Below are 19237 nucleotides of genomic sequence, written 5' to 3'. Positions count from 1 at the left end.
AAGTGGTCGCGCCTTGCCGGACTATTCTGCATTCTCCTCAGCCTCGACCAGTGCGATCGCGCCCTCGTCCAAAAGCGCGCGGATGGCTGCAACGATCTGCGACATCGCTTCTTCACTGTCGGATTGTTTGACCTTGCCACGTTCGGCCATTTCTTCCCGTAAGTTGTCCGCCATGCGAGAGGACATGTTGGCTAGGAAGAACTCGACCGTGGCAAGGTCTTCGTCGCTATTGGCTCCGGCCAACGCCGTGATGAGAACGGGTTGATCCACACCGCGCAGAATCGCTGGAACATCGCGGGGTTGGATGCGCGAGGGCACATGCGAAAAGATGAAGATCGATTGCCGGACGGTATCCGCAAAATCGGCGTCTTCTTCGTCCAACGCAGTCAGCAAACCATTACGCGTCGCCGCGGCTGACTGGTTGAGGATCGCGCCCACACGCTCACCCGGCCCATCCCGAAAGGCGGGCTCGGGGCGTTGATCCAGCTGAGCGGCCAAGGACCATCCGATCCGCTCAACCGCCTCGGGCGTCACGTTGGCCGTTTTCGAGACTGCATAAGTTATCCGTCGCGCTGTGGGGCCGGGCAGGTGGCCCAACAACTGGGCAGCCTTGGCGGTTTCGAGTTTCGAAAGCATAACGGCGGCGACTTCTGTGCTTTCAGCTTTGGCCATTTCGGCCAGATCTTCTGAGGGTACTTCGCGCAAACGCTGCCATGGGTCACCGATCTGCCTCACGCCAGCTACCTTGCGCAGCCGGGCGGCGGTGGCTGGGGCGATCTTGCCGTTCACCGCGTCCAGAGCACCGGCTAGCCCATGGGGAAATGCAAGCCCTACGCCATCCAGCGCATCGGCAAATTCCTGTGCGACGGCGGCCAACGTTACCCGGTCAACCAACCCCATCTGTCCAAGTTGGTGGGTAAGTTGTTCCTGCAGTGAATCGGGAAGCTCTTCCAACGGGATATCCGCCCCCTCGTTCAGCAGCAGCCGAACCACAACCGCGGCTTTCTCTCGGTTGCTGAGGGCGCGCGGCACAACACGTGGCGCATCATCGTCTTGTTCAACGACCGGGGTTTGCGTGCCCGGCGTCATCTGCACCATTAGGTTCGTGTCCTGCATCTGCCTGCAATGCCTCATTCGCGTTGCAGGCAGAATATAGAGAGTCGGGTAAAGAAACCCTGAAACTCAGTAGCTATATGTCAGCCCTGTTCTGATCGCTTCGCGCAGCGATGTCTCAGCCCATGTGCCTTCGCCACCACGCGCCTTGATCTCGCGCCATTGTGCGATGGCCAACTCGGTCTTGCCCTGGGTAACAAATCCCTGACCCATGTAGCTGCGGGCGAGGATGTTGTCGGGGTTGGATTCAATTGCTTTCTGGTAAAATGCGTCAGCCAGTTTCAGCTCACCCATCTTGCGATAGGTGAACCCCCAATAGGTCTGCACCCGATCATCATCTTGATCCATGATACGCAGAATGCCCTGAGCATTTTCGTACTGCCCGTTGTAAGCCAACTCGCGCACGGCATCATACAGTTGGTCTTCGGTGAAATTTGTCTTGTTGGGTTTGACGCAGCGCCCGGCTGCCTCGTCATAAACGCGGCCAAACAGGCATTTCTTGGTGGTGTTGGTGGGCTTGGGCGGGCTGCTGTCCCCACCACCCGCAGCAATGGCCATGGGCGCGAAGGTAAAGGCCTGAAGAGCGATGGCCGAGGCTAGTACAAGACGCATTTTCCTACTCCGTTGTCAAAGAGACTTGTTACAATCATAGCTTGATCTTCAAAAAAGCTAACGATTGACTGATCGCTTTTATTCACAAGCAGGAAATAAAAATGTCAGCTATTGACGATTTTCATGCAGCTTTGGCTTTCGCTGTCCCAAATTGTGCCTTCAGCACAGGATTGGGTTTGCTTGGTGTTACCGTTACAGGCAAATCCGGCGGTGCCCGCACAGATAAGAGCAATTGCGCATAGAGCGGTTCGTAGCATCGAGTTTTCCTTTCGCGGAAACTGTGCCAACAGATTAACCGATTTTTGCCAATCTGGCAAAGACACAAGGCCCGGCTGCATTGAGCAAGCCGGGCCAAGTTTTTAGCACTGTTTGAGTTTGAATTATTCGCCGAATACGCGGGCGAAAATCGTATCTACATGTTTGGTATGGTAGCCGAGATCGAATTTCTCTTCGATTTCTTTCGGGCTCAGCGCGGCGGTGACATCGGCGTCGGCCAACAGTTCCTCTTTGAAGTCGGTGCGATGCTCCCAGACTTTCAGCGCGTTGCGCTGAACCATGGCATAGGCATCCTCGCGGCTTACACCGGCTTGGGTCAACGCCAACAGCACTCGTTGGCTCATGACAAGACCGGGGAACTTGTTCATGTTCTCGATCATGTTCTCGGGGAAGATCAGCATCTTGTCGATTACACCGGTCAATCGCGCGAGTGCAAAGTCCAGCGTGATAGTGGCATCCGGCCCGATCATGCGTTCGACCGAGGAATGCGAGATATCGCGCTCGTGCCACAGCGCCACGTTCTCCATCGCCGGGATCACGGCCGCACGCACCATGCGCGCAAGACCGGTCAGGTTCTCGGTCAGCACCGGGTTCTTCTTGTGCGGCATCGCGGATGAGCCTTTCTGACCCATCGAGAAGAACTCGGCCCCCTCCAGCACTTCGGTACGCTGCATGTGGCGGATTTCGATAGCGATGTTTTCGATGCTGCTGGCGATAACACCCAGTGTGGCGAAGAATGCGGCGTGACGGTCGCGGGGAATGACCTGCGTGCTGATCGGTTCAGGCACCAGACCCAGCTTGTCGCAGACATGCTCTTCAACCTGCGGGTCGATATTCGCAAACGTCCCGACCGCGCCGCTGATCGCTCCGGTGGCGATTTCCGCGCGGGCATCGCGCATCCGGGACAAGTTGCGGTCCATCTCGGCATAGAAGCGGGCAAAGGTCAGGCCCATCGTGGTGGGTTCGGCATGGATACCGTGGCTGCGACCGATGCGAACGGTGTCTTTGTGCTCGATCGCGCGGCGTTTCAGGGCAGCCAACAGACCTTCGAGGTCTGCAATCAGCAGGTCGGCGGCGCGGGTCAGTTGCACATTGAAGCAAGTGTCCAGCACGTCCGAGGAGGTCATGCCCTGATGCACGAAACGGGCTTCCTCGCTACCCACATGTTCGGCCAGATGGGTCAGGAAGGCGATGACGTCGTGTTTGGTGACGGCTTCGATCTCGTCGATACGGGCGACATCAAACTCCACATCCTTGGCTTTCCACACGGCCTCGGCGTTTTCACGCGGGATCACGCCTAGATCGGCCATGGCGTCGCAGGCGTGCGCCTCGATCTCGTACCAAATGCGGAACTTGCTCTCGGGTGACCAGATGGCGACCATATCGGGGCGTGAATAGCGGGGAATCATTGGCGGCAGCACCTTTTTATGATTGGGATGAGGCGTTGGCGCGGGGTTTAGCCGCGCATTCACCAAGGAACAAGGCGCGAGTGCTGGGATGAGACGGTTTGCCCTGATTTTATTGCTTTGGCCCGGATTTGTGGCCGCCGACGAGTTTCAGCAACTGACGGGTGATGAGATTCTGATGGCGCTTGCTGGCAAGAAGCTCGACTATGGCGAGGGGATCACCCAGACCTTCGATAGCAATATGCAAACGCAGTACTTTTCAGGCCGCCCAAGTTCGGGACGATGGGCCGTTCGTGATGATCGCTATTGCTCGGTCTGGCCGCCTTCGGATTTCTGGGCTTGTTATGATGTTGAGCAAAGCGGTGAAACCATCCGGTTTGTGGATGATTCAGGCAATACAACTGACGGAATCTATTTGAAGTGAGCCTGCCCAGAAATATTTATGATTTCCAGGGGGTTTGGGACCTGAGCCGCCTCATCCGGGACGAGCGTGCAGGCCAGATCATTCAGGCCGAGGGTAAGGCAGAGCTACGGCAAGATACCCAAGGGTTGGTCTATGATGAGACGGTCACGCTGCGTGTTCCGGGGCAGCCTGCAATGACGGGAACGCGTCGATACCTTTGGCGCGACGCCGGTGATCGGATCGCTATCCATTTTGATGATGATCGGTTTTTTCACGCACTCAAACTTGGCCAAACCCGCGTCAAGGATCATCACGATTGCCCGCCGGACAGCTATGATGCAGACTATGATTTCTCAGGATGGCCGCGCTGGACAGTCCGCTGGAATGTATCAGGACCGCGAAAATCCTATGAAATGGAGACCAAATACGCGCTGCGATAGCGTAATCATCTTGCAGCAACGGCCCGGAACGGGCATTGCTGCATGTGCAAACAAGTCCGAATGTGGAGAAATGAGATGAACGCAAACGTACTGGCCAATGCTTTTGGCCCGCGTGAGGGGACGGCGCTGCGCGTCAAGCAGGTGGCTCTGGTTGCCCTGGGTATCGTTGCTCTGGCTGTTGCAGCCAAAATCAAAGTGCCGATGTGGCCGGTTCCGATCACCATGGGCACATTCGCCGTTCTGACCATCGGCACCGCTTATGGCGCGCGCCTTGGCCTGATCACGATGCTGGGTTACCTGCTGGTTGGTGCTCTGGGCTTTGACGTGTTTGCAGGTTCCTCGGCCGAAAAATACGGCCTGACCTACATGATGGGTGGCACCGGCGGCTATCTGGTCGGTTACCTGATGGCGACCATTCTGCTGGGCGCACTGGCCGCGCGCGGCTGGGACCGTTCGGTCGGCAAGCTGGCGCTGGCGCTGGTACTGGCCAACGTGCTGATCTACGTGCCGGGACTGCTGTGGTTGGGTCAGCTGTATGGCTGGGACAAGCCGATCCTGGAATGGGGTCTGACACCGTTCCTGCTGGGTGACGCGATCAAGCTGGCGCTGGCCGCTCTGCTGATCCCTGGCCTGTGGAAGCTGCTGGGCGACGCACGCACCTGATAGCGCGCTCTTGCGCAAGACACACCCGCGTTCGGAGCTTTCCGGACGCGGGTTTTTTATTGTCTGCAGAACAGGATACTGGACAAAGTCAAACTGCATGGGCAACCTGACATCAGAAAACTGATCAGGTTATTGAGATATGCGTATTTTGTTAAGCTTGGTGCTTGCCGCAAGTGCCGTGACTTGGTTGGCTGTAACGCCTGTGCAAGCCGACACGCCGGTGACTTACACCGATGAAGGACGCGCCCTGTTCCGCTTTGAGGTTCCCGACTTTTGGGCATTGCGTACCGGTGGCCCGCGTGAAATCGAGGATACCAATCTGGGCGATGCCCGTGCGGTTTCGCGCGTCATGGGGATCAGACCGGTGACCGACGATAATGTCTGGATGGGCTTCGTCTCACCATCACGGGTTTCCAGCATTCAGGGCGGGCTGAGCTATCTTGAGGATATCGACAAATTCCTCGTCAAAGACCCGACCGTGACCAGCACCAGCATTACAAGGATTGGTGGGCGGCCAGCCCACGTTATTCGAGGCACCGGCAATCGGGATGGGCGAGGCGTATACTTTACCGCCACCGTGATTGACCTGCCGCGTGACCGTGTTGCGATAGGGGTTGCGATCCTGCGTGACGGGGCCGACCCGTCTTATGTTGATGCCTTGAACGCCGTTTTCGCGTCGTTCCGGTCTTTGCAGTAAGGAGGCTCGGATGACTCGCAAACTGTTAAAACGGTCTGTTCTGGCGCTGGGGTTGGGTACTGCAACGTTTACATTGTCCGCCTGCGATGGCGTGTCCGTCGGGGTAGGGTATGGCGTTGGGTATGACCCGTTCTACGACGCGATGCTGTGGAATGATTACTACCACGACCGTAACGTGAATGTAGATGTTGACATAAACCGCCCAGACCGGCCCGACCGCCCCGATCGACCGGTTCGTCCGAACCCTCCACCGCGGCCAAAGCCACCGATCGCCAAACCGCCGTCGCGTCCGCATCCCCCGGTGGCGCGTCCTCCGACGGCAAGGCCACCGATTCACCGCCCCTCACCGAGGCGCCGTTAGAATAAGGGGGCAAAAGCCCCCTTCAATCATTATCATAAGCTGACAAAGGTGGTTTTCAGTCCAGCAGCTCAGTCGTGATATGGGCCGAGCCTTCAAGGGTTCGGTGCACGGGACATTTATCTGCGATCTCTAATAGCTTAGCACGTTGCGCGGCATCCAGCGGCCCTTGAAGCCGTATCTTGCGGCGGAACTGATCGACCTTGCCATCGCTGGCCAGTCCGGCGTCCTGCGCGTGTACCTTGTCGTGGCAGACATCGACGGTGATACCCGTCAGCGGCCATTTCTTGCGCCGCGCATACATGCGAATGGTCATCGAGGTACAGGCGCCCAATCCCGAGGACACAAATCCATAAGGGGACATGCCTCGGTCCGTTCCTCCGTACGAGGTGGGCTCGTCAGCGACCGCATGGTGGCGCGGGCCGGACTGGATGTCTTGCAGGAACCCTGCCGGGTCTGCCTCGGTCACGCGAACAACACCTTCCGGGGCGCCGGGTGGTGGGGCGGGCGGGCACAGTTTGACGTATCTCGACACCCAAGCCGCAATGACATCCGCCGCGTAATCCGCATCAGCGGCGCGCGTGATCAGATGGTCGGCATCGTCCAGCGTGACAAAACTTTTTGGATGCTTCGCAGCCAGAAAGATGGTGCTGGCGTTGTCAATGCTGACCGTGTCATCGCGCGGTGCGTGCAGGATCAGAAGCGCTGCTTTCAAATCTGAAACGGCAGGGCTAAGCGCGGCCTCGGAGATGTCATCGACAAAAGCCTTGCCTATGCGGAACGGGCGACCGCCAAGCGAAACCTCTGCGCTGCCTTGCGCCTGAATCTCGGGCAGGGCGGCCTCGAAATGGTGTGATACGTGGCCCGGGTCAGCAGGCGCACCCAATGTGACGACCGCCTTGACCGACGGTATGCCAGCGCGTGCGCGCAGTACCGCAGCGCCACCAAGTGAATGGCCAATCAGCAGGGCGGGGGCCATGTTGCGGCCGGACAGGTAGTGCGCTGCAGCGATCAGATCTTCGACATTTGAGGTGAATGTCGTATTCGCAAACTCTCCATCCGAGTGGCCAAGGCCTGTAAAATCAAACCTGAGCACGGCGATGCCCATCGCCGCCAAACGCGCCGAAATGCGCCGTGCGGCAGGTATGTCCTTAGAGCAGGTAAAGCAATGCGCAAACAAAGCCGTTGCCAGTACCGGCCCGTCCGGCAGATCAAGGCGCGCGGCCAATTGGCTGCCGTCGTGACCGGCGAAAGTAATGCGTTCGGTGGGCATGATGAATCCTTGGTGGTCCGGGTTTCGACAATACTGTGTGCTGTGTGCGGTTCTCTCAACCCTTGTGTCAGTGGCGTAACGGGAAGGTGAGGGGGAGAGACCACATAGCCCTTGGCGCGTCGCATCAATGCATTGTTGGGGTTGGTTTTTGAATATCAGAAAATGTGATGATAATTCGGATAAACATTCATTTTACTTATTTTTACTTGGACCCCAACTTGCAATCATCCTTCTTATCCAAAGCAGAGGTCAAAATGGCACATACAACATCTGCACCGCTAAGCCCGACACTCCACGCCGGAGTTCTGTTGGCAATTCTCGTGACTGGTGCAATTGGTTTTGCACTGGGACAAAGCTGGCCGCTGACCAATACGTCTGAGGACACGCCAACTCTCACATCGCCTGAGGATTGGCACGGTAATGTCAGACGGTCCCACTGGTCGAACTAGGCCATAGCGCTTAGCCAGACCCCATCAACTGTGCGTCGAACGGATACTTCGTTAGGTTTTCATAGCCGTCTTCGGTGATCAGCACCTGATCTTCCAGCTTGATCGAGAAATCGCCGCCAACCTCGCCAACTGCCGCTTCGACGCACAACACCATTCCGGGTTCAAGTGGATAATCATAGGATCCCTCGACCGCCTTGTCGGGATAGGCTACCAAGGGCCATTCATCGCACAATCCAACTCCATGCATCAGGCAGCCGTATTTCTGTGCCTGAAACTTGTCATCCAGCCGATGGGCATTCGCAGTTAGTTCCGGGATCATGACGCCGGGCTCCAGCATTTCCATATTGGTCATGATATGCTCATGCGCGTGCTGCATGGCATAGATCATGTCGGGGCGCGGTTTTTGATCGCCGATCCACCAGGTTCGTGAGATGTCGACGCAAATGCCGTAAGACCCGATCAGGTCGGTATCGAACGCGATGATTTCATTTTGCCGCGTGATGCGCGGGCCGCATTCCTGAAACCAGGGATTGGTGCGCTGGCCCGAGGCAAGCAAGCGGGTCTCGATCCATTCACCACCGCGCCGGATGTTTTCAGCATGTAGCACTGCCCAAATGTCATCCTCGGATGTCTTCCCGTCTCCGACATTGACACGTGCGAAGCGCTCCATTTCGGCCACTGCGGTCTCGCAGGCGTGGCTGGCGCAGCGCATGGCGAGGATTTCGTCTGGGCCTTTGATGGCACGGGTTTTCTCGGTAAGCTCTTCGCCCTCCATCACCTCGAACCCCTGAGCCTCAAGCGCGCGCAGGCCGTGCAGCATGATCTTGTCGACACCCAGCCGCATGTTGCCGCCGCCGTGTTCTTCGATCAGGGCGCGCACCTCGTTTGAGAACACATCTGCGGCAACGTCAATCTTGTCGCCCCGGTCGAAATAGAACAGATCGGCGCCCGAGCGCTGCTCTCGCACCAGCGGGTTGAATTTCGACAAGAACGGAGAATTCTTGTAGTCCCAGATCACCATATATCCGTCAGCGCAAACCAGAACGGCCCGGAACGGGTTATGGGTATTCCAGAGCTGCATGTTGGTGCTGTCAGTCGCATAGCGGATATTCAGGGGGTCAAACAGCAGGATCCCGCCCCAATCGCGCTGCACGATGGCCTGAGTGAGGCGTTTCCAGCGGTATTTACGCATCTGTTCTAGATTGGGCAGGCTAAGCCCGGCAGCGGCCCATTCGTCGAAGGCAAGCTGTGTCGGTCCGATCTCGATCCTGTCATTGTCGTTCGGTGTCCCGTCCCCGAGGGTGGCGCCCCGGGTCGGGTCAATCTTACGGGTGTCACGATATGGTGTGTTCACGGTTGGACCTTTCTGCTTGCCTGCCCAACCTGCAAATCCAGATGCGCTGCGTCTTCTAGGTTTGCGACCGTCTTCTGGTCGCTTTTTGACCGACAGCGCCAGAGCAGGGTGTTATGCCTCGACTATGACCGTGATATTACAGCAAGCCATTCCCTATGATCCACTCGCCCTAAACCCGCTGCCTGGCATTAAGCCCGCGGACCCCAGGGCTTGGTTGCATCGCGACGATGCATTTTCTGCCCAGATGCAACGACGCGCGGCGCTGTTGGCGCAGCAAAAACAGGATGTCTTGGCGCAAAGCCCCGAGGCGTTGGCACCCGCGCAGGAGTTGCTGGAACTGGTCATTCAGCAAGTTTATCCGAATGTCTCCGATCACGTTGTGCGGCCCGACGGTGTACGGGTTGAGGTTGACCGGGAACGCCCGTTGGAAACGCTATGCCATTTGGTGCAAGAGGATTTCTGCATTCTGCAGAAACACGATGACGAGCATGTTTTGACTGGCGCGATCCTGTGCTTTCCCGCAAGCTGGATGCTGTCAGAAAAGTTCATGCGCCCGTTGATTGGGATTCATGAACCGGTTGACGCCTACGACGCCAATATTGCCCGCAGAGTTCAACGTTTGTTTGACGGCATTCAGCCCAACCGGCCACTCTGGCGGTTCAATGCGCTTTGGTACAATGATGCCGAATTGTTCCAACCGCGCAGTATCATGCAGCGACGCACACCGCGGGACGAAAATTCGGCCCGATATCTGCGTAGTGAACGTCAGACCCTCTTGCGTTTACCTGAGACAAACGCAGTAGTGTTCGCGATCCACACTTATGTAATGGCCGCTGATCAGGTCCTTAAAATGGAAAACCCCGCCTGACGGCGGGGCCTCCAAGGAGGGTCTTGGGTAATTTGATTACATGCCAATCGCGCTGGCGACCTCGGCAAAAGCATTCGTAGCGTTCAGGCCAAAAATCGCTGTGGTAAAAGCCAGAACCTGAGTGTTGAGGCGGAAATCCTCACCCCGGATCAGATTGACTGCTGCCAGGGATATGGCAATCGGTGTCGATATGCTTGCCACAGCACCAGTCATGCCCCAGCTGGTCAGTCGCAGAATATCGCTTGGGCGTTCCGTTTCGTCCTCGGACTGGTGAATGTTGCCGGCGGGCAGGGGAGCATCAGCCTCGGTCCGGAAGGCGATACTGAGCAGTTGGTCGTCACTTAGCTTGATCGGACGCGGCTTGGCGTGTTTGGTCTGTGTATCTTCCGCATCAGGATCGGGGAGATCAAGCCCCGCAAATGGGCCGCTGACTGCTTCGAATATCTGCTTTCGGTTCCGGGCGTTGCGCGGCGCAATTGAATCAAAGGCACTCATGAATTGTTCGATGGTCAGAACCGTTTTGGGCGACAACCATTCGACACGACGGGTCGTACAGATGTCGACCATTCGGTACAGGATCACCACAAGCATCAACTCGGATATTTCACTGTCATCGAGCAGTTTTGACACCGGACAAATCGAGATCGTCAGCCGGTTTCCCGGCAGCGTAACCGCAGCACGCGGCATAGTTTTGAGACCAGCGGTTCGATCCATCCGCTCATGGTGGTTGTGATCTACTTGGGTTGGTTCCGAGTCCAATGTCAGACGCACGAGATATTGGCTGCTGACGATACTGGCCTCCGATGCGCTAAGAAGCGTCTTGCGCTCGACCAGATGGCCATAGTCACCCAGCGTCGTCGAGACGACCTCGCACAGACGCTCAAGCGCGCCATCTGCCGACCCGTCAAACTGGAGGCCACCGTGGTAACTATGCTTTGCAGTCACAGCATGTTCCTTTGCTGTCATAATCTTCACAACAAATTAACAGGCGAAATGGCGCAAATTTTGACCAAAATGGAAAAAAGTCGAAATATTCCAAGATTGATTACGCTTTGGAAACCAAGAAAATCGGGGTTTCCTTAAATCTATGTGGCAACAATGTGGCCGAATTCAGGTGCTCTGACGTCAAGCCTATGACTGCCCTAGTTGTCGATTCGCGCCGCCATGATTGCAATGGATTGCTGGTAGACCGAGGCCGCATTCCATTGCTGTATGACCGCAAAATTCGGCTCTCCGGGTTGATAGCCGCGACCGGGCTTCCACCCTTTCTTACGTAGAAAATTCGCGGTCGAGGCAAGCGCGTCGGTCATGTTATAAAAATCGACCCGACCATCGCCCGTGGCGTCCACACCATAGGTCAGGGCATTGCCGGGCAGAAACTGCGTATGCCCCAGCTCGCCATGTTTTGCCCCTTTTGTCGCCATCGTAAGAGTACCTTGGTCAACCAGTTTTAAGGCGCCGATAGCGTGCGGGATGAAGAATTCGGATCGGCGACAATCATAGGCTAATGTCGTGATTGCGGAAACAACCTGACTATCGCCCATGAAACCTCCAAAGCCGGTTTCCATGCCGTGAATGGCAATTAGCACACCCGCCGGTACGCCATATTGACGCTCGAGCGCGGCGTAAAACTGCGGATTGCGAGCTTTGCGCTTGCGCCCTTGCGCAACGATGGTGTTTGCCCCGCGCACCTGCATGAATTTGTCCAATGAGTATTTAAAGCTCTTCTGATTGCGATCCGCGGCAATCGTACGTGTTGCATATTGCGTTTGTGCGAGCGCCTGCAGACCCTTCTTTTTCACACCCGCTCGTTTGGCGGTTTTGGCAAAGTCGGCTTTCCAGGCCTCGAACCCGCTGCTGGTATTCCCACAAGGGGCGGACAGTGCCACCGAGGGCAGAAGGAACGCGAGTGCAGCGTAAAGGCGAAGTCGAGGCATAGAGGAAATCCGAGTGCTGAAAAAACTACGCTCAGCCTAAGCCGAGTTCGACCTACCGCAAAGTGGTTTAATAGAGATCAAGCTCGTCTGTGCCTTTCAGGGATTCGAACCATTCATCCGGGGTTTTGTCGATCTTGGCATGTTTGACCATCATCGCGTTCATATTTGGCAGACTGGATGAGTCCGGCCATTCATCGGGGTGCCACAGGTTTGATCGAATGATGCATTTGGGACAGTGCGCAAAGACGGTTTCGACATGGATTAACAGGGCCAGCTTGGGAACGCGTCCACCGACGGCCATGTTTGAAAGAAGTTCGGGATCTGCGCTAATTCTCGCGGATCCCCGCAGGCGCAGAGTTTCCAATTTTCCGGGGACAAAGAATATCACGCTGACGCGCTGATCTTTCAGCACATTATGAAACGTATCCACGCGCTTGTTCCCAGGCCGGTCCGGGATCGCAATCATCGAGTTCGAGAGCACCTGCACAAACCCCGCAGGATCGCCACGAGGCGAAATATCGAGATGCCCATCGGGATTGGCCGAAGCGATCAGGCAGAACGAGGACATGCCGATGAAGTCTCGACACATCTCATCAAGTGCAGGTAATTCCTTTGCAATGATCTGCGGCAAGGGTTGCCCGCAAATGCGTTCCAGATCTTTTTCCGAGGTTACAAGTCCTGAATACTCAGAAAAGAGTTTGTCGCTTGCGGGCATGTGCTCTCTCCGCCTGATGTTGAGCTCAAATTTTGAAAGATCATCATCGATCCGTCAAATCTCGCGGAGATACAGAAAAAGGGGCGCCCGATGGGCGCCCCCTGAGAATTTTCGTCGAAAATTCTTAATCAGCAGCTGTAGTACATGCCGTACTCAACCGGGTGAGGTGTGTGCTCGTAGGTTTCTACCTCTTCCATCTTCAGCGCGATGTAGCCGTCGATCTGGTCTTTGGTGAACACGTCGCCTTGCAGCAGGAAGTCGTGATCAGATGCCAGCGCTTCCAGAGCTTCGCGCAGGCTGCCGCAGACGGTCGGGATGTCGGCCAGTTCTTCGGCAGGAAGATCGTACAGGTTCTTGTCCATGGCTTCGCCCGGATCGATCTTGTTCTTGATGCCGTCCAGACCGGCCATCAGCAGCGCGGCGAACGCCAGATAGGGGTTTGCGGCCGGATCGGGGAAGCGGGCCTCGACGCGCTTGGCTTTCGGGCTTTCGGTCCACGGAATACGCACGCAGCCAGAACGGTTGCGGGCCGAATAGGCGCGCAAGACGGGGGCTTCGAACCCTGGGATCAGACGCTTGTAGCTGTTGGTTGCCGGGTTGGTGAAGGCGTTCAGCGTTTTGGCGTGTTTCAGGATGCCGCCGATGAAATACAGCGCCTCATCAGACAGGTCGGCGTATTTGTCGCCCGCGAACAGCGGCTTGCCGTCTTTCCAGATCGACATGTTCACGTGCATGCCGGTGCCGTTGTCACCTGCGATTGGCTTCGGCATGAAGGTCGCCGATTTGCCATAGGCATGTGCAACGTTGTGGATCACGTACTTGTATTTCTGAAGCTCGTCGGCCTGCTTGGTCAGGCTGTCGAATATCAGGCCCAGTTCGTGCTGACACGATGCAACTTCATGGTGGTGCTTGTCGACCTTCATGCCCAGACGCTTCATGGTCGACAGCATTTCCGAGCGCAGGTCCTGCGCTTCGTCAACGGGGTTTACGGGGAAGTAACCACCTTTGACGCCCGGACGATGGCCCATGTTGCCCATCTCGTATTCGGTGTCGGTGTTCCACGATGCATCAGTCGCATCAACTTCGTAGGATACTTTGTTGATACTGTTCGAGAAACGAACGTCATCAAAGAGGAAAAATTCGGCCTCAGGACCCATGTAGGCCACATCACCAATACCGGAAGCCTTCAGGTACGCTTCGGCTTTCTGAGCGGTGCCTCGCGGGTCACGTTCATAGGCTTCACCAGTGTCAGGCTCCACAACCGAGCAGTGCAGGCAGATGGTCTTTTCCGCATAGAACGGATCGACATAGGCGCTGTCGGTGTCGGGCATCAATTTCATGTCGGAAGCTTCAATCGACTTCCAGCCCGCGATGGACGAACCGTCGAACATAAAGCCCTCTTCCAGGAAGTCCTCATCGACCTGATCGGACATGATGGTGACGTGCTGAAGTTTGCCACGCGGGTCGGTAAAGCGGATGTCGACGTATTCGGCGTCTTCATCACGGATCAGCTGAAGAACTGCGTCCTTGCTCATACTATTTGTTCCTCTGATTTGAAGATTGCTGTGTTACAGGGCTTCCGAACCGGTTTCGCCGGTGCGGATACGAATGGCTTGTTCGATAGGTGAGACAAAGATTTTTCCGTCCCCAATCTTGTCGGTCTTTGCGGCGCTAACGATGGCTTCGATCGCTGCGTCAACCTGATCATCATCCAGCACGACCTCGACCTTTACCTTGGGTAGAAAATCGACAACATATTCTGCGCCGCGATAAAGTTCGGTGTGACCTTTCTGGCGACCAAAGCCTTTCACCTCGACCACGCTGAGGCCCTGGACTCCCACGTCCTGCAGCGCCTCTTTCACTTCGTCCAGTTTGAACGGCTTGATGATCGCTTCGATCTTTTTCATTCCGGCTCACCTTGTATGGTTGTCTCGATGGCAATGATCACGTCTAAGATCAGGCGGCAATGGAACTGCGAATATGGTCGCCTTGTGGTGCTGCGAAATCGTGCAACGGGTTAAATTTTGATCGATGTGCACAAAATGTAATCAGAATTGAATCGCGTGAGGGAGCAATATGGCAGAGTTGCTGACAGCGGCACAGATGCGGACGATTGAAAAGTCCGCGATTGAGTCCGGTGACGTGAGCGGACTGGAGCTGATGGAGCGGGCGGGGCGCGGTGTTCTTCAAGCGGTATTTGAAGAATGGCCAGAGCTGCAGCGGGGGCCAGCCCCCGCACCCCCGAGGTATTTGGGGCCAGATGAAGAGGATCCGCTGCGTGCGGTAGTTCTTTGCGGGCCAGGAAATAACGGGGGGGATGGATTTGTTGTTGCACGCTTGCTGCGGGAGCGCGGCTGGGAGGTGGCGGCATTTCTTCTTGGTAATCCGGCGAAGCTGCCACCGGATGCGCGTGTGAATCATGACAGGTGGGGCGAATTGGGGGAGGTTCACCCATTTTCCGAAGTGTTTGCCGCGCATCAAGGGGCTGACCTTTATGTCGATGCGTTATTCGGGACGGGCTTACAGCGACCGCTTGAGGGTGATGTTCTAAAATGGGCAGAAATGACTGCCTCGGATCCAGCCATCGCCGAAAAGACAGTATCCGTTGATATGCCGTCTGGCCTGTGTTCCGATAGTGGGCGTGAGCTGGCCCCGGGGACCGCGACGGTTCAGGCCAGGCTCACGGTATCGTTTCATACTGCAAAGCTGGGGCATTATCTGGGGCTGGGGCCGGTCAGAAGTGGCCGATTGGTCGTCAAGGACATTGGTTTGGAGGAGGGAGTTCAGGGTGCGGTCAAACTGGTGACCACCCCGGATGCTGATTTTTCGAAGGCAACTGCCTTACACAAATATGCGCATGGGCATGCCTTGATTATTAGCGGAGGTGCGGGGGCAACCGGCGCAGCAAGGCTGGCGGCACGTGGTGCATTACGCATCGGGGCCGGATTGGTGACGCTGGGTGTTCCACCCTCGGCTCAGATGGAGGTTGCCAGTCACATCACTGCGCTGATGCTGCAGCGGGTCCAGAGCGGCGATGATCTGATGGAAGTCCTGATGGATGCGCGGTTGAATGCACTATGCCTCGGTCCTGGTTTGGGGCTGGCGCGTGCGCAGGAGCTGGTTCCTGTGGCGCTGGCCTCGGGGCGTCCCGCAGTGCTGGACGCGGATGCTTTGACGGCGTTTGCTGATGCGCCAGAGGTGCTGTTAGACATGCTCCATGACAGATGTGTTCTGACACCGCACGGGGGCGAGTTTGCGCGATTGTTCCCGGAGATCACCGAAAAGCTCTCGGTCAAGCCGGGCAGAGGGCCGGCTTATTCCAAAGTGGATGCCGTGCGTGAGGCTGCCAAGCAGGCTGGCTGTGTGGTACTATACAAGGGCCCTGACACGGTGATTGCTGCACCGGATGGGCAATGTGCGATCAATGCGGCGCTGTTTGACCGGGCGGCGCCCTGGCTGGCGACAGCAGGGTCGGGCGATGTGCTTGCCGGGTTCATAACGGGACTACTGGCGCGGAGCTTCAACCCGATGGCTGCAGCCAAGACCGCAGCTTGGTTACATGTGGAATGCGCCAGGCAATTTGGGCCGGGGTTGATTGCTGAAGATCTGCCGGAACAAGTGCCAGCGGTATTCGCACGGCTTGAAATCAATGGGTCATAGGCAAATATTGGCCGATCGCGGGTCAAAGCGGCAATGTTTCGCCTTATGATTTACCTGTGCGCATATCGGGTGTTTGCAAGCTGCAACACGCAGCGCAAGAATTGTCTTGCAGGTTAGCTGGGTGCTGCTTTCGAACTAGGTCAAAATATTGATTATAAAACGCTTTCCCTGAAGGTCCCCGCCTCCGCCTGTGGCAGAAATGCAATGCCGGGCTAATAAGCTTTAGCAATCATTGGAACCGTTAATCCAGGTGCGCATATCGGCAATATCAAAAAAACTGACCCATCTATGGTGAATGACATGACAGTGAATTTTAAGCTGACTTCGATAGCAGCGGCGCTTGTCGCAACAACGGCAATCCCCGCCGCCGCCGAACTGAAATACGAAAACAACACGGGCGGTTATGTCCTGCTTTATGGTCAGTTGCACCCGGCCTTAATCTCGGTTGACGACGGTGAAGAGACCGAAACGCGCGTTCTGGACAATGACCTGTCAAACAGCCGCGTCGGTTTGGAGCTGTTGCAGCCCTTCGGCAACAACGATTTCACCTTCCGTTTTGAAACCGGGCTTGGTCTGCCGAGCTCGAGCGAGTGGAACCAGCTGGGCACAGATTTCAGCGGCTGGACGCGTGAAGATATCCGTCACGCGGATTTCGCACTTGCCGGTGACTGGGGTAAATTCTCGGCCGGTCAGGGCAGCATGGTGGCCGATGGCGCTGCCGAAGTGGATCTGTCTTACGTCGGAACCGCGCTGTATTCCTTTACCAACGATGAAAATGGCGGGTTCTTCTATCGCGGTACTGACAGTTTTCTGAGCGACATCACCGTTGGCGATTCCAGCAGCAACTTTGACGGTGCGCGCCGTGGCCGCGTTCGGTATGACACGCCGGAGTTCAGCGGTTTTAAGGCCGGCATCGCCTATGGTCAGAACATTCTGTCCAGCAGCGATGACGATGACTATTACGATATCGGCATTCGCTATAACAACACCTTCGGCGGCGGGGTTGAATTTGCAGCGGCGGTTGCATACTCGGTGCGTTCGGCTGACGATGGATCGGGGGACCGCAAGGATACGATCGGGTCGGCCTCGGTTATGCTGCAAAACGGCCTGAGCTTCACCGTAGCCGCCGGTACGCGGGACAATGACGCGGATGGTGCGTCTGACCCGAACTACTTCTACGGCAAGATTGCCTATGAGGATCAGTGGGTATCCTGGGGTAAAACCGGTATCGGGATCGACTATTACTCGGGTTCGGACTTCGTAAATGACGGCTCCAGCACTGATGCTTGGGGCATCGCTGTTGTTCAGCGTATCGACAGCATCAATACAGATGCATATCTGAAATACCGCAATCACGATTTCGAAGATGGCGCTTCGTTCGACAACAACGAGGCGTGGGTGCTGGGGGCCCGCTGGAGGTTCTGATTTCTCAGCTTTCGATGATCGAACGCTCCGGCCTGTGCCGGGGCGTTTTTTCGTCTGTAATAGGGGTAAAACCAGGTTGAAACGGCCTTTGCCTCTTGCACGCAGGCGGCTGTGCAAATAGAAGGCGTCAAATTTGCCCGGCGCGCCCGTTTTGCGCGCCCCGAATCCTATGGGGACTACCAAAATGCAGGTTACCGAGACGCTGAACGAAGGTCTGAAGCGCGGCTACAACATCGTTGTGACCGCAGCCGAGCTGAACGACAAGGTCAACGAGAAACTGACCGAAGCGCAGCCCGAGGTTGAAATGAAGGGTTTCCGCAAAGGCAAGGTGCCGATGGCTCTGCTGAAAAAGCAGTTCGGCCAGCGCCTGCTTGGCGAAGCGATGCAAGAAACCATCGACGGTGCGATGAACAAGCACTTTGAGGACAGCGGCGAACGTCCTGCATTGCAGCCCGAGGTCAAGATGACCAACGAGGACTGGAAAGAAGGCGACGACGTAGAAGTTGCGATGTCCTACGAAGCGCTGCCCGAGATTCCGGAAGTTGACCTGAAATCGGTCGAACTGGAGAAGCTGGTTGTCAAAGCGGACGACGCAGCCGTGGAAGAAGCGCTGAACAACCTGGCTGAAACCGCGCAGAACTTCAAAGCGCGTCGCAAAGGTTCGAAAGCCAAAGACGGTGACCAGATCGTGTTCGACTTTGTTGGTAAGGTTGACGGCGAAGAGTTCGAAGGCGGATCGGCCGAGGACTACCCGCTGGTTCTGGGCTCGAACAGCTTCATCCCCGGCTTTGAAGAGCAGTTGGTCGGTGTGAAGGCCGAGGAAGAAAAAGACGTCAACGTCACCTTCCCCGAAGAATACGGTGCTGAGCATCTGGCCGGCAAAGACGCCGTGTTCACCTGTACCATCAAAGAGGTGAAAGAGCCGGTCGCGGCTGAGGTCGACGACGAGTTGGCCAAGAAATTTGGTGCCGAAGATCTGGCTGGGTTGAAGGCACAGATCGCCGAGCGTCTGGAAGCCGAATATGCTGGTGCGTCCCGTGCAGTTATGAAGCGCGCTTTGTTGGACGTGCTGGACGAGAAAGTCTCGTTCGACCTGCCGCCGTCACTGGTAGAAGCCGAAGCCAAGCAGATCGCGCATCAGCTGTGGCACGAGGAAAATCCTGACGTTGAAGGTCACGATCACGATCCGATCGAACCAACCGACGAGCATAACAAGCTTGCCGAACGCCGCGTGCGTCTGGGCCTGCTGCTTGCCGAACTGGGCCAGAAGGCCGAGGTTGAAGTGACCGACTCGGAAATGACACAAGCGATCATGAACCAGGCGCGTCAGTACCCGGGCCAGGAGCGCCAGTTCTTTGAATTTGTGCAGCAGAACGCCCAAATGCAGCAGCAGCTGCGTGCGCCTATCTTTGAAGACAAGGTTGTCGACTACGTCTTCGAACTGGCTCAGGTTGCGGACAAAGAAGTCAGCAAGGACGATCTGCAAAAAGCCGTTGAGGCACTGGAAGAGGAATAATCCTCTTCCTTCCCCCTTTAGGGGTCAAAAAAAAGCGGAGCCGTCTCGAATTAGACGGCTCCGCATGGGTGG

General features: G+C 56.5%; 20 protein-coding genes. 10 read left to right on the top strand and 10 right to left on the bottom strand.

What is annotated here, in order from left to right; translation table 11 throughout:
* Positions 1–21 precede the first annotated feature (21 nt).
* The 3 genes from ACR0CZ_RS13200 to purB form a co-directional block, all read right to left on the bottom strand.
* Positions 22–1098 carry a FliG C-terminal domain-containing protein gene (locus ACR0CZ_RS13200; RefSeq protein WP_170396958.1) on the bottom strand — a complete coding sequence of 359 codons (1077 nt, stop codon included), beginning with the start codon at positions 1096–1098 and terminating at the stop codon, positions 22–24.
* Positions 1099–1182: 84 nt separating this feature from the next.
* Entirely contained in the window at positions 1183–1725 is a 543-nt protein-coding gene (locus ACR0CZ_RS13195; RefSeq protein ID WP_170396408.1) for a tetratricopeptide repeat protein, read from the bottom strand.
* Positions 1726–2105: 380 nt separating this feature from the next.
* Positions 2106–3410, bottom strand: a complete 1305-nt coding sequence (purB, locus tag ACR0CZ_RS13190) for an adenylosuccinate lyase (protein ID WP_170396410.1) — start codon at positions 3408–3410, stop codon at positions 2106–2108.
* An 88-nt stretch (positions 3411–3498) separates the two neighbouring features.
* Between purB and ACR0CZ_RS13185 the strand changes: the two genes are divergently transcribed.
* From ACR0CZ_RS13185 to ACR0CZ_RS13165, 5 genes are all read left to right on the top strand, one after another.
* The gene (locus ACR0CZ_RS13185) at positions 3499–3831 is read left to right on the top strand and encodes a hypothetical protein (RefSeq protein ID WP_170396412.1); all 333 of its coding nucleotides are present in this window, start codon (positions 3499–3501) and stop codon (positions 3829–3831) included.
* Positions 3828–4250 carry a DUF6314 family protein gene (locus tag ACR0CZ_RS13180; RefSeq protein WP_170396414.1) on the top strand — a complete coding sequence of 141 codons (423 nt, stop codon included), beginning with the start codon at positions 3828–3830 and terminating at the stop codon, positions 4248–4250. Before ACR0CZ_RS13185 ends, ACR0CZ_RS13180 begins: the two co-directional genes overlap by 4 nt.
* A 75-nt stretch (positions 4251–4325) precedes the next feature.
* Positions 4326–4913 carry a biotin transporter BioY gene (locus ACR0CZ_RS13175; protein ID WP_170396416.1) on the top strand — a complete coding sequence of 196 codons (588 nt, stop codon included), beginning with the start codon at positions 4326–4328 and terminating at the stop codon, positions 4911–4913.
* Between the two features lie 139 nt (positions 4914–5052).
* Positions 5053–5610: a hypothetical protein gene (locus tag ACR0CZ_RS13170; protein ID WP_170396418.1), complete on the top strand. Its 558-nt coding sequence runs from the start codon at positions 5053–5055 to the stop codon at positions 5608–5610.
* Positions 5611–5620: 10 nt separating this feature from the next.
* Complete coding sequence (locus tag ACR0CZ_RS13165; protein ID WP_170396420.1) at positions 5621–5971, top strand: hypothetical protein; 351 nt, start codon at positions 5621–5623, stop codon at positions 5969–5971.
* A gap of 55 nt (positions 5972–6026) precedes the next feature.
* On the opposite strand, the gene ACR0CZ_RS13160 is transcribed toward ACR0CZ_RS13165, so the two are convergent.
* Positions 6027–7241, bottom strand: coding sequence for a bifunctional alpha/beta hydrolase/OsmC family protein (locus ACR0CZ_RS13160; protein ID WP_170396422.1), 1215 nt, complete (start codon positions 7239–7241; stop codon positions 6027–6029).
* A gap of 254 nt (positions 7242–7495) precedes the next feature.
* On the opposite strand from ACR0CZ_RS13160, the gene ACR0CZ_RS13155 reads away from it, so the two are divergent.
* Positions 7496–7690, top strand: a complete 195-nt coding sequence (locus tag ACR0CZ_RS13155) for a hypothetical protein (protein ID WP_170466371.1) — start codon at positions 7496–7498, stop codon at positions 7688–7690.
* Positions 7691–7700: 10 nt separating this feature from the next.
* Here the strand turns inward: ACR0CZ_RS13155 and dddP are convergent, their stop codons facing one another.
* Positions 7701–9044: a dimethylsulfonioproprionate lyase DddP gene (gene dddP / locus ACR0CZ_RS13150; protein WP_480536918.1), complete on the bottom strand. Its 1344-nt coding sequence runs from the start codon at positions 9042–9044 to the stop codon at positions 7701–7703.
* Positions 9045–9168: 124 nt separating this feature from the next.
* On the opposite strand from dddP, the gene ACR0CZ_RS13145 reads away from it, so the two are divergent.
* Positions 9169–9912 (top strand): heme-dependent oxidative N-demethylase family protein, encoded by a 744-nt coding sequence (locus ACR0CZ_RS13145; protein ID WP_170466374.1) that lies wholly within the window; start codon positions 9169–9171, stop codon positions 9910–9912.
* 36 nt (positions 9913–9948) lie between these two features.
* Here the strand turns inward: ACR0CZ_RS13145 and ACR0CZ_RS13140 are convergent, their stop codons facing one another.
* The 5 genes from ACR0CZ_RS13140 to ACR0CZ_RS13120 all read right to left on the bottom strand — a co-directional run bounded on the left by ACR0CZ_RS13140 (position 9949) and on the right by ACR0CZ_RS13120 (position 14471).
* Positions 9949–10878 carry a hypothetical protein gene (locus tag ACR0CZ_RS13140; protein ID WP_255612055.1) on the bottom strand — a complete coding sequence of 310 codons (930 nt, stop codon included), beginning with the start codon at positions 10876–10878 and terminating at the stop codon, positions 9949–9951.
* 176 nt (positions 10879–11054) lie between these two features.
* Entirely contained in the window at positions 11055–11849 is a 795-nt protein-coding gene (locus ACR0CZ_RS13135; protein WP_170396432.1) for a lytic murein transglycosylase, read from the bottom strand.
* A gap of 67 nt (positions 11850–11916) precedes the next feature.
* A complete protein-coding gene (locus tag ACR0CZ_RS13130) occupies positions 11917–12564 on the bottom strand; it encodes an MSMEG_1061 family FMN-dependent PPOX-type flavoprotein (protein ID WP_170396434.1) in 648 nt (215 codons plus the stop codon).
* Between the two features lie 128 nt (positions 12565–12692).
* Positions 12693–14099: a type I glutamate--ammonia ligase gene (gene glnA / locus ACR0CZ_RS13125; RefSeq protein ID WP_170396436.1), complete on the bottom strand. Its 1407-nt coding sequence runs from the start codon at positions 14097–14099 to the stop codon at positions 12693–12695.
* A gap of 33 nt (positions 14100–14132) precedes the next feature.
* Positions 14133–14471 carry a P-II family nitrogen regulator gene (locus ACR0CZ_RS13120; RefSeq protein ID WP_170396438.1) on the bottom strand — a complete coding sequence of 113 codons (339 nt, stop codon included), beginning with the start codon at positions 14469–14471 and terminating at the stop codon, positions 14133–14135.
* A 169-nt stretch (positions 14472–14640) separates the two neighbouring features.
* Here ACR0CZ_RS13120 and ACR0CZ_RS13115 point away from each other — a divergent pair, with 169 nt between their 5' ends.
* From ACR0CZ_RS13115 to tig, 3 genes are all read left to right on the top strand, one after another.
* On the top strand, positions 14641–16224 hold the full coding sequence (locus tag ACR0CZ_RS13115; protein WP_170396440.1) for an NAD(P)H-hydrate dehydratase: 1584 nt from the start codon (positions 14641–14643) through the stop codon (positions 16222–16224).
* 300 nt (positions 16225–16524) lie between these two features.
* Positions 16525–17649 (top strand): porin, encoded by a 1125-nt coding sequence (locus ACR0CZ_RS13110; protein WP_170396442.1) that lies wholly within the window; start codon positions 16525–16527, stop codon positions 17647–17649.
* Between the two features lie 184 nt (positions 17650–17833).
* Positions 17834–19165: a trigger factor gene (tig, locus tag ACR0CZ_RS13105; RefSeq protein ID WP_480536970.1), complete on the top strand. Its 1332-nt coding sequence runs from the start codon at positions 17834–17836 to the stop codon at positions 19163–19165.
* Positions 19166–19237 lie beyond the last annotated feature (72 nt).

The sequence above is a fragment of the Ruegeria sp. H9 genome, assembly GCF_056532915.1.
This window is presented reverse-complemented; position numbering and strand designations above follow the sequence as displayed.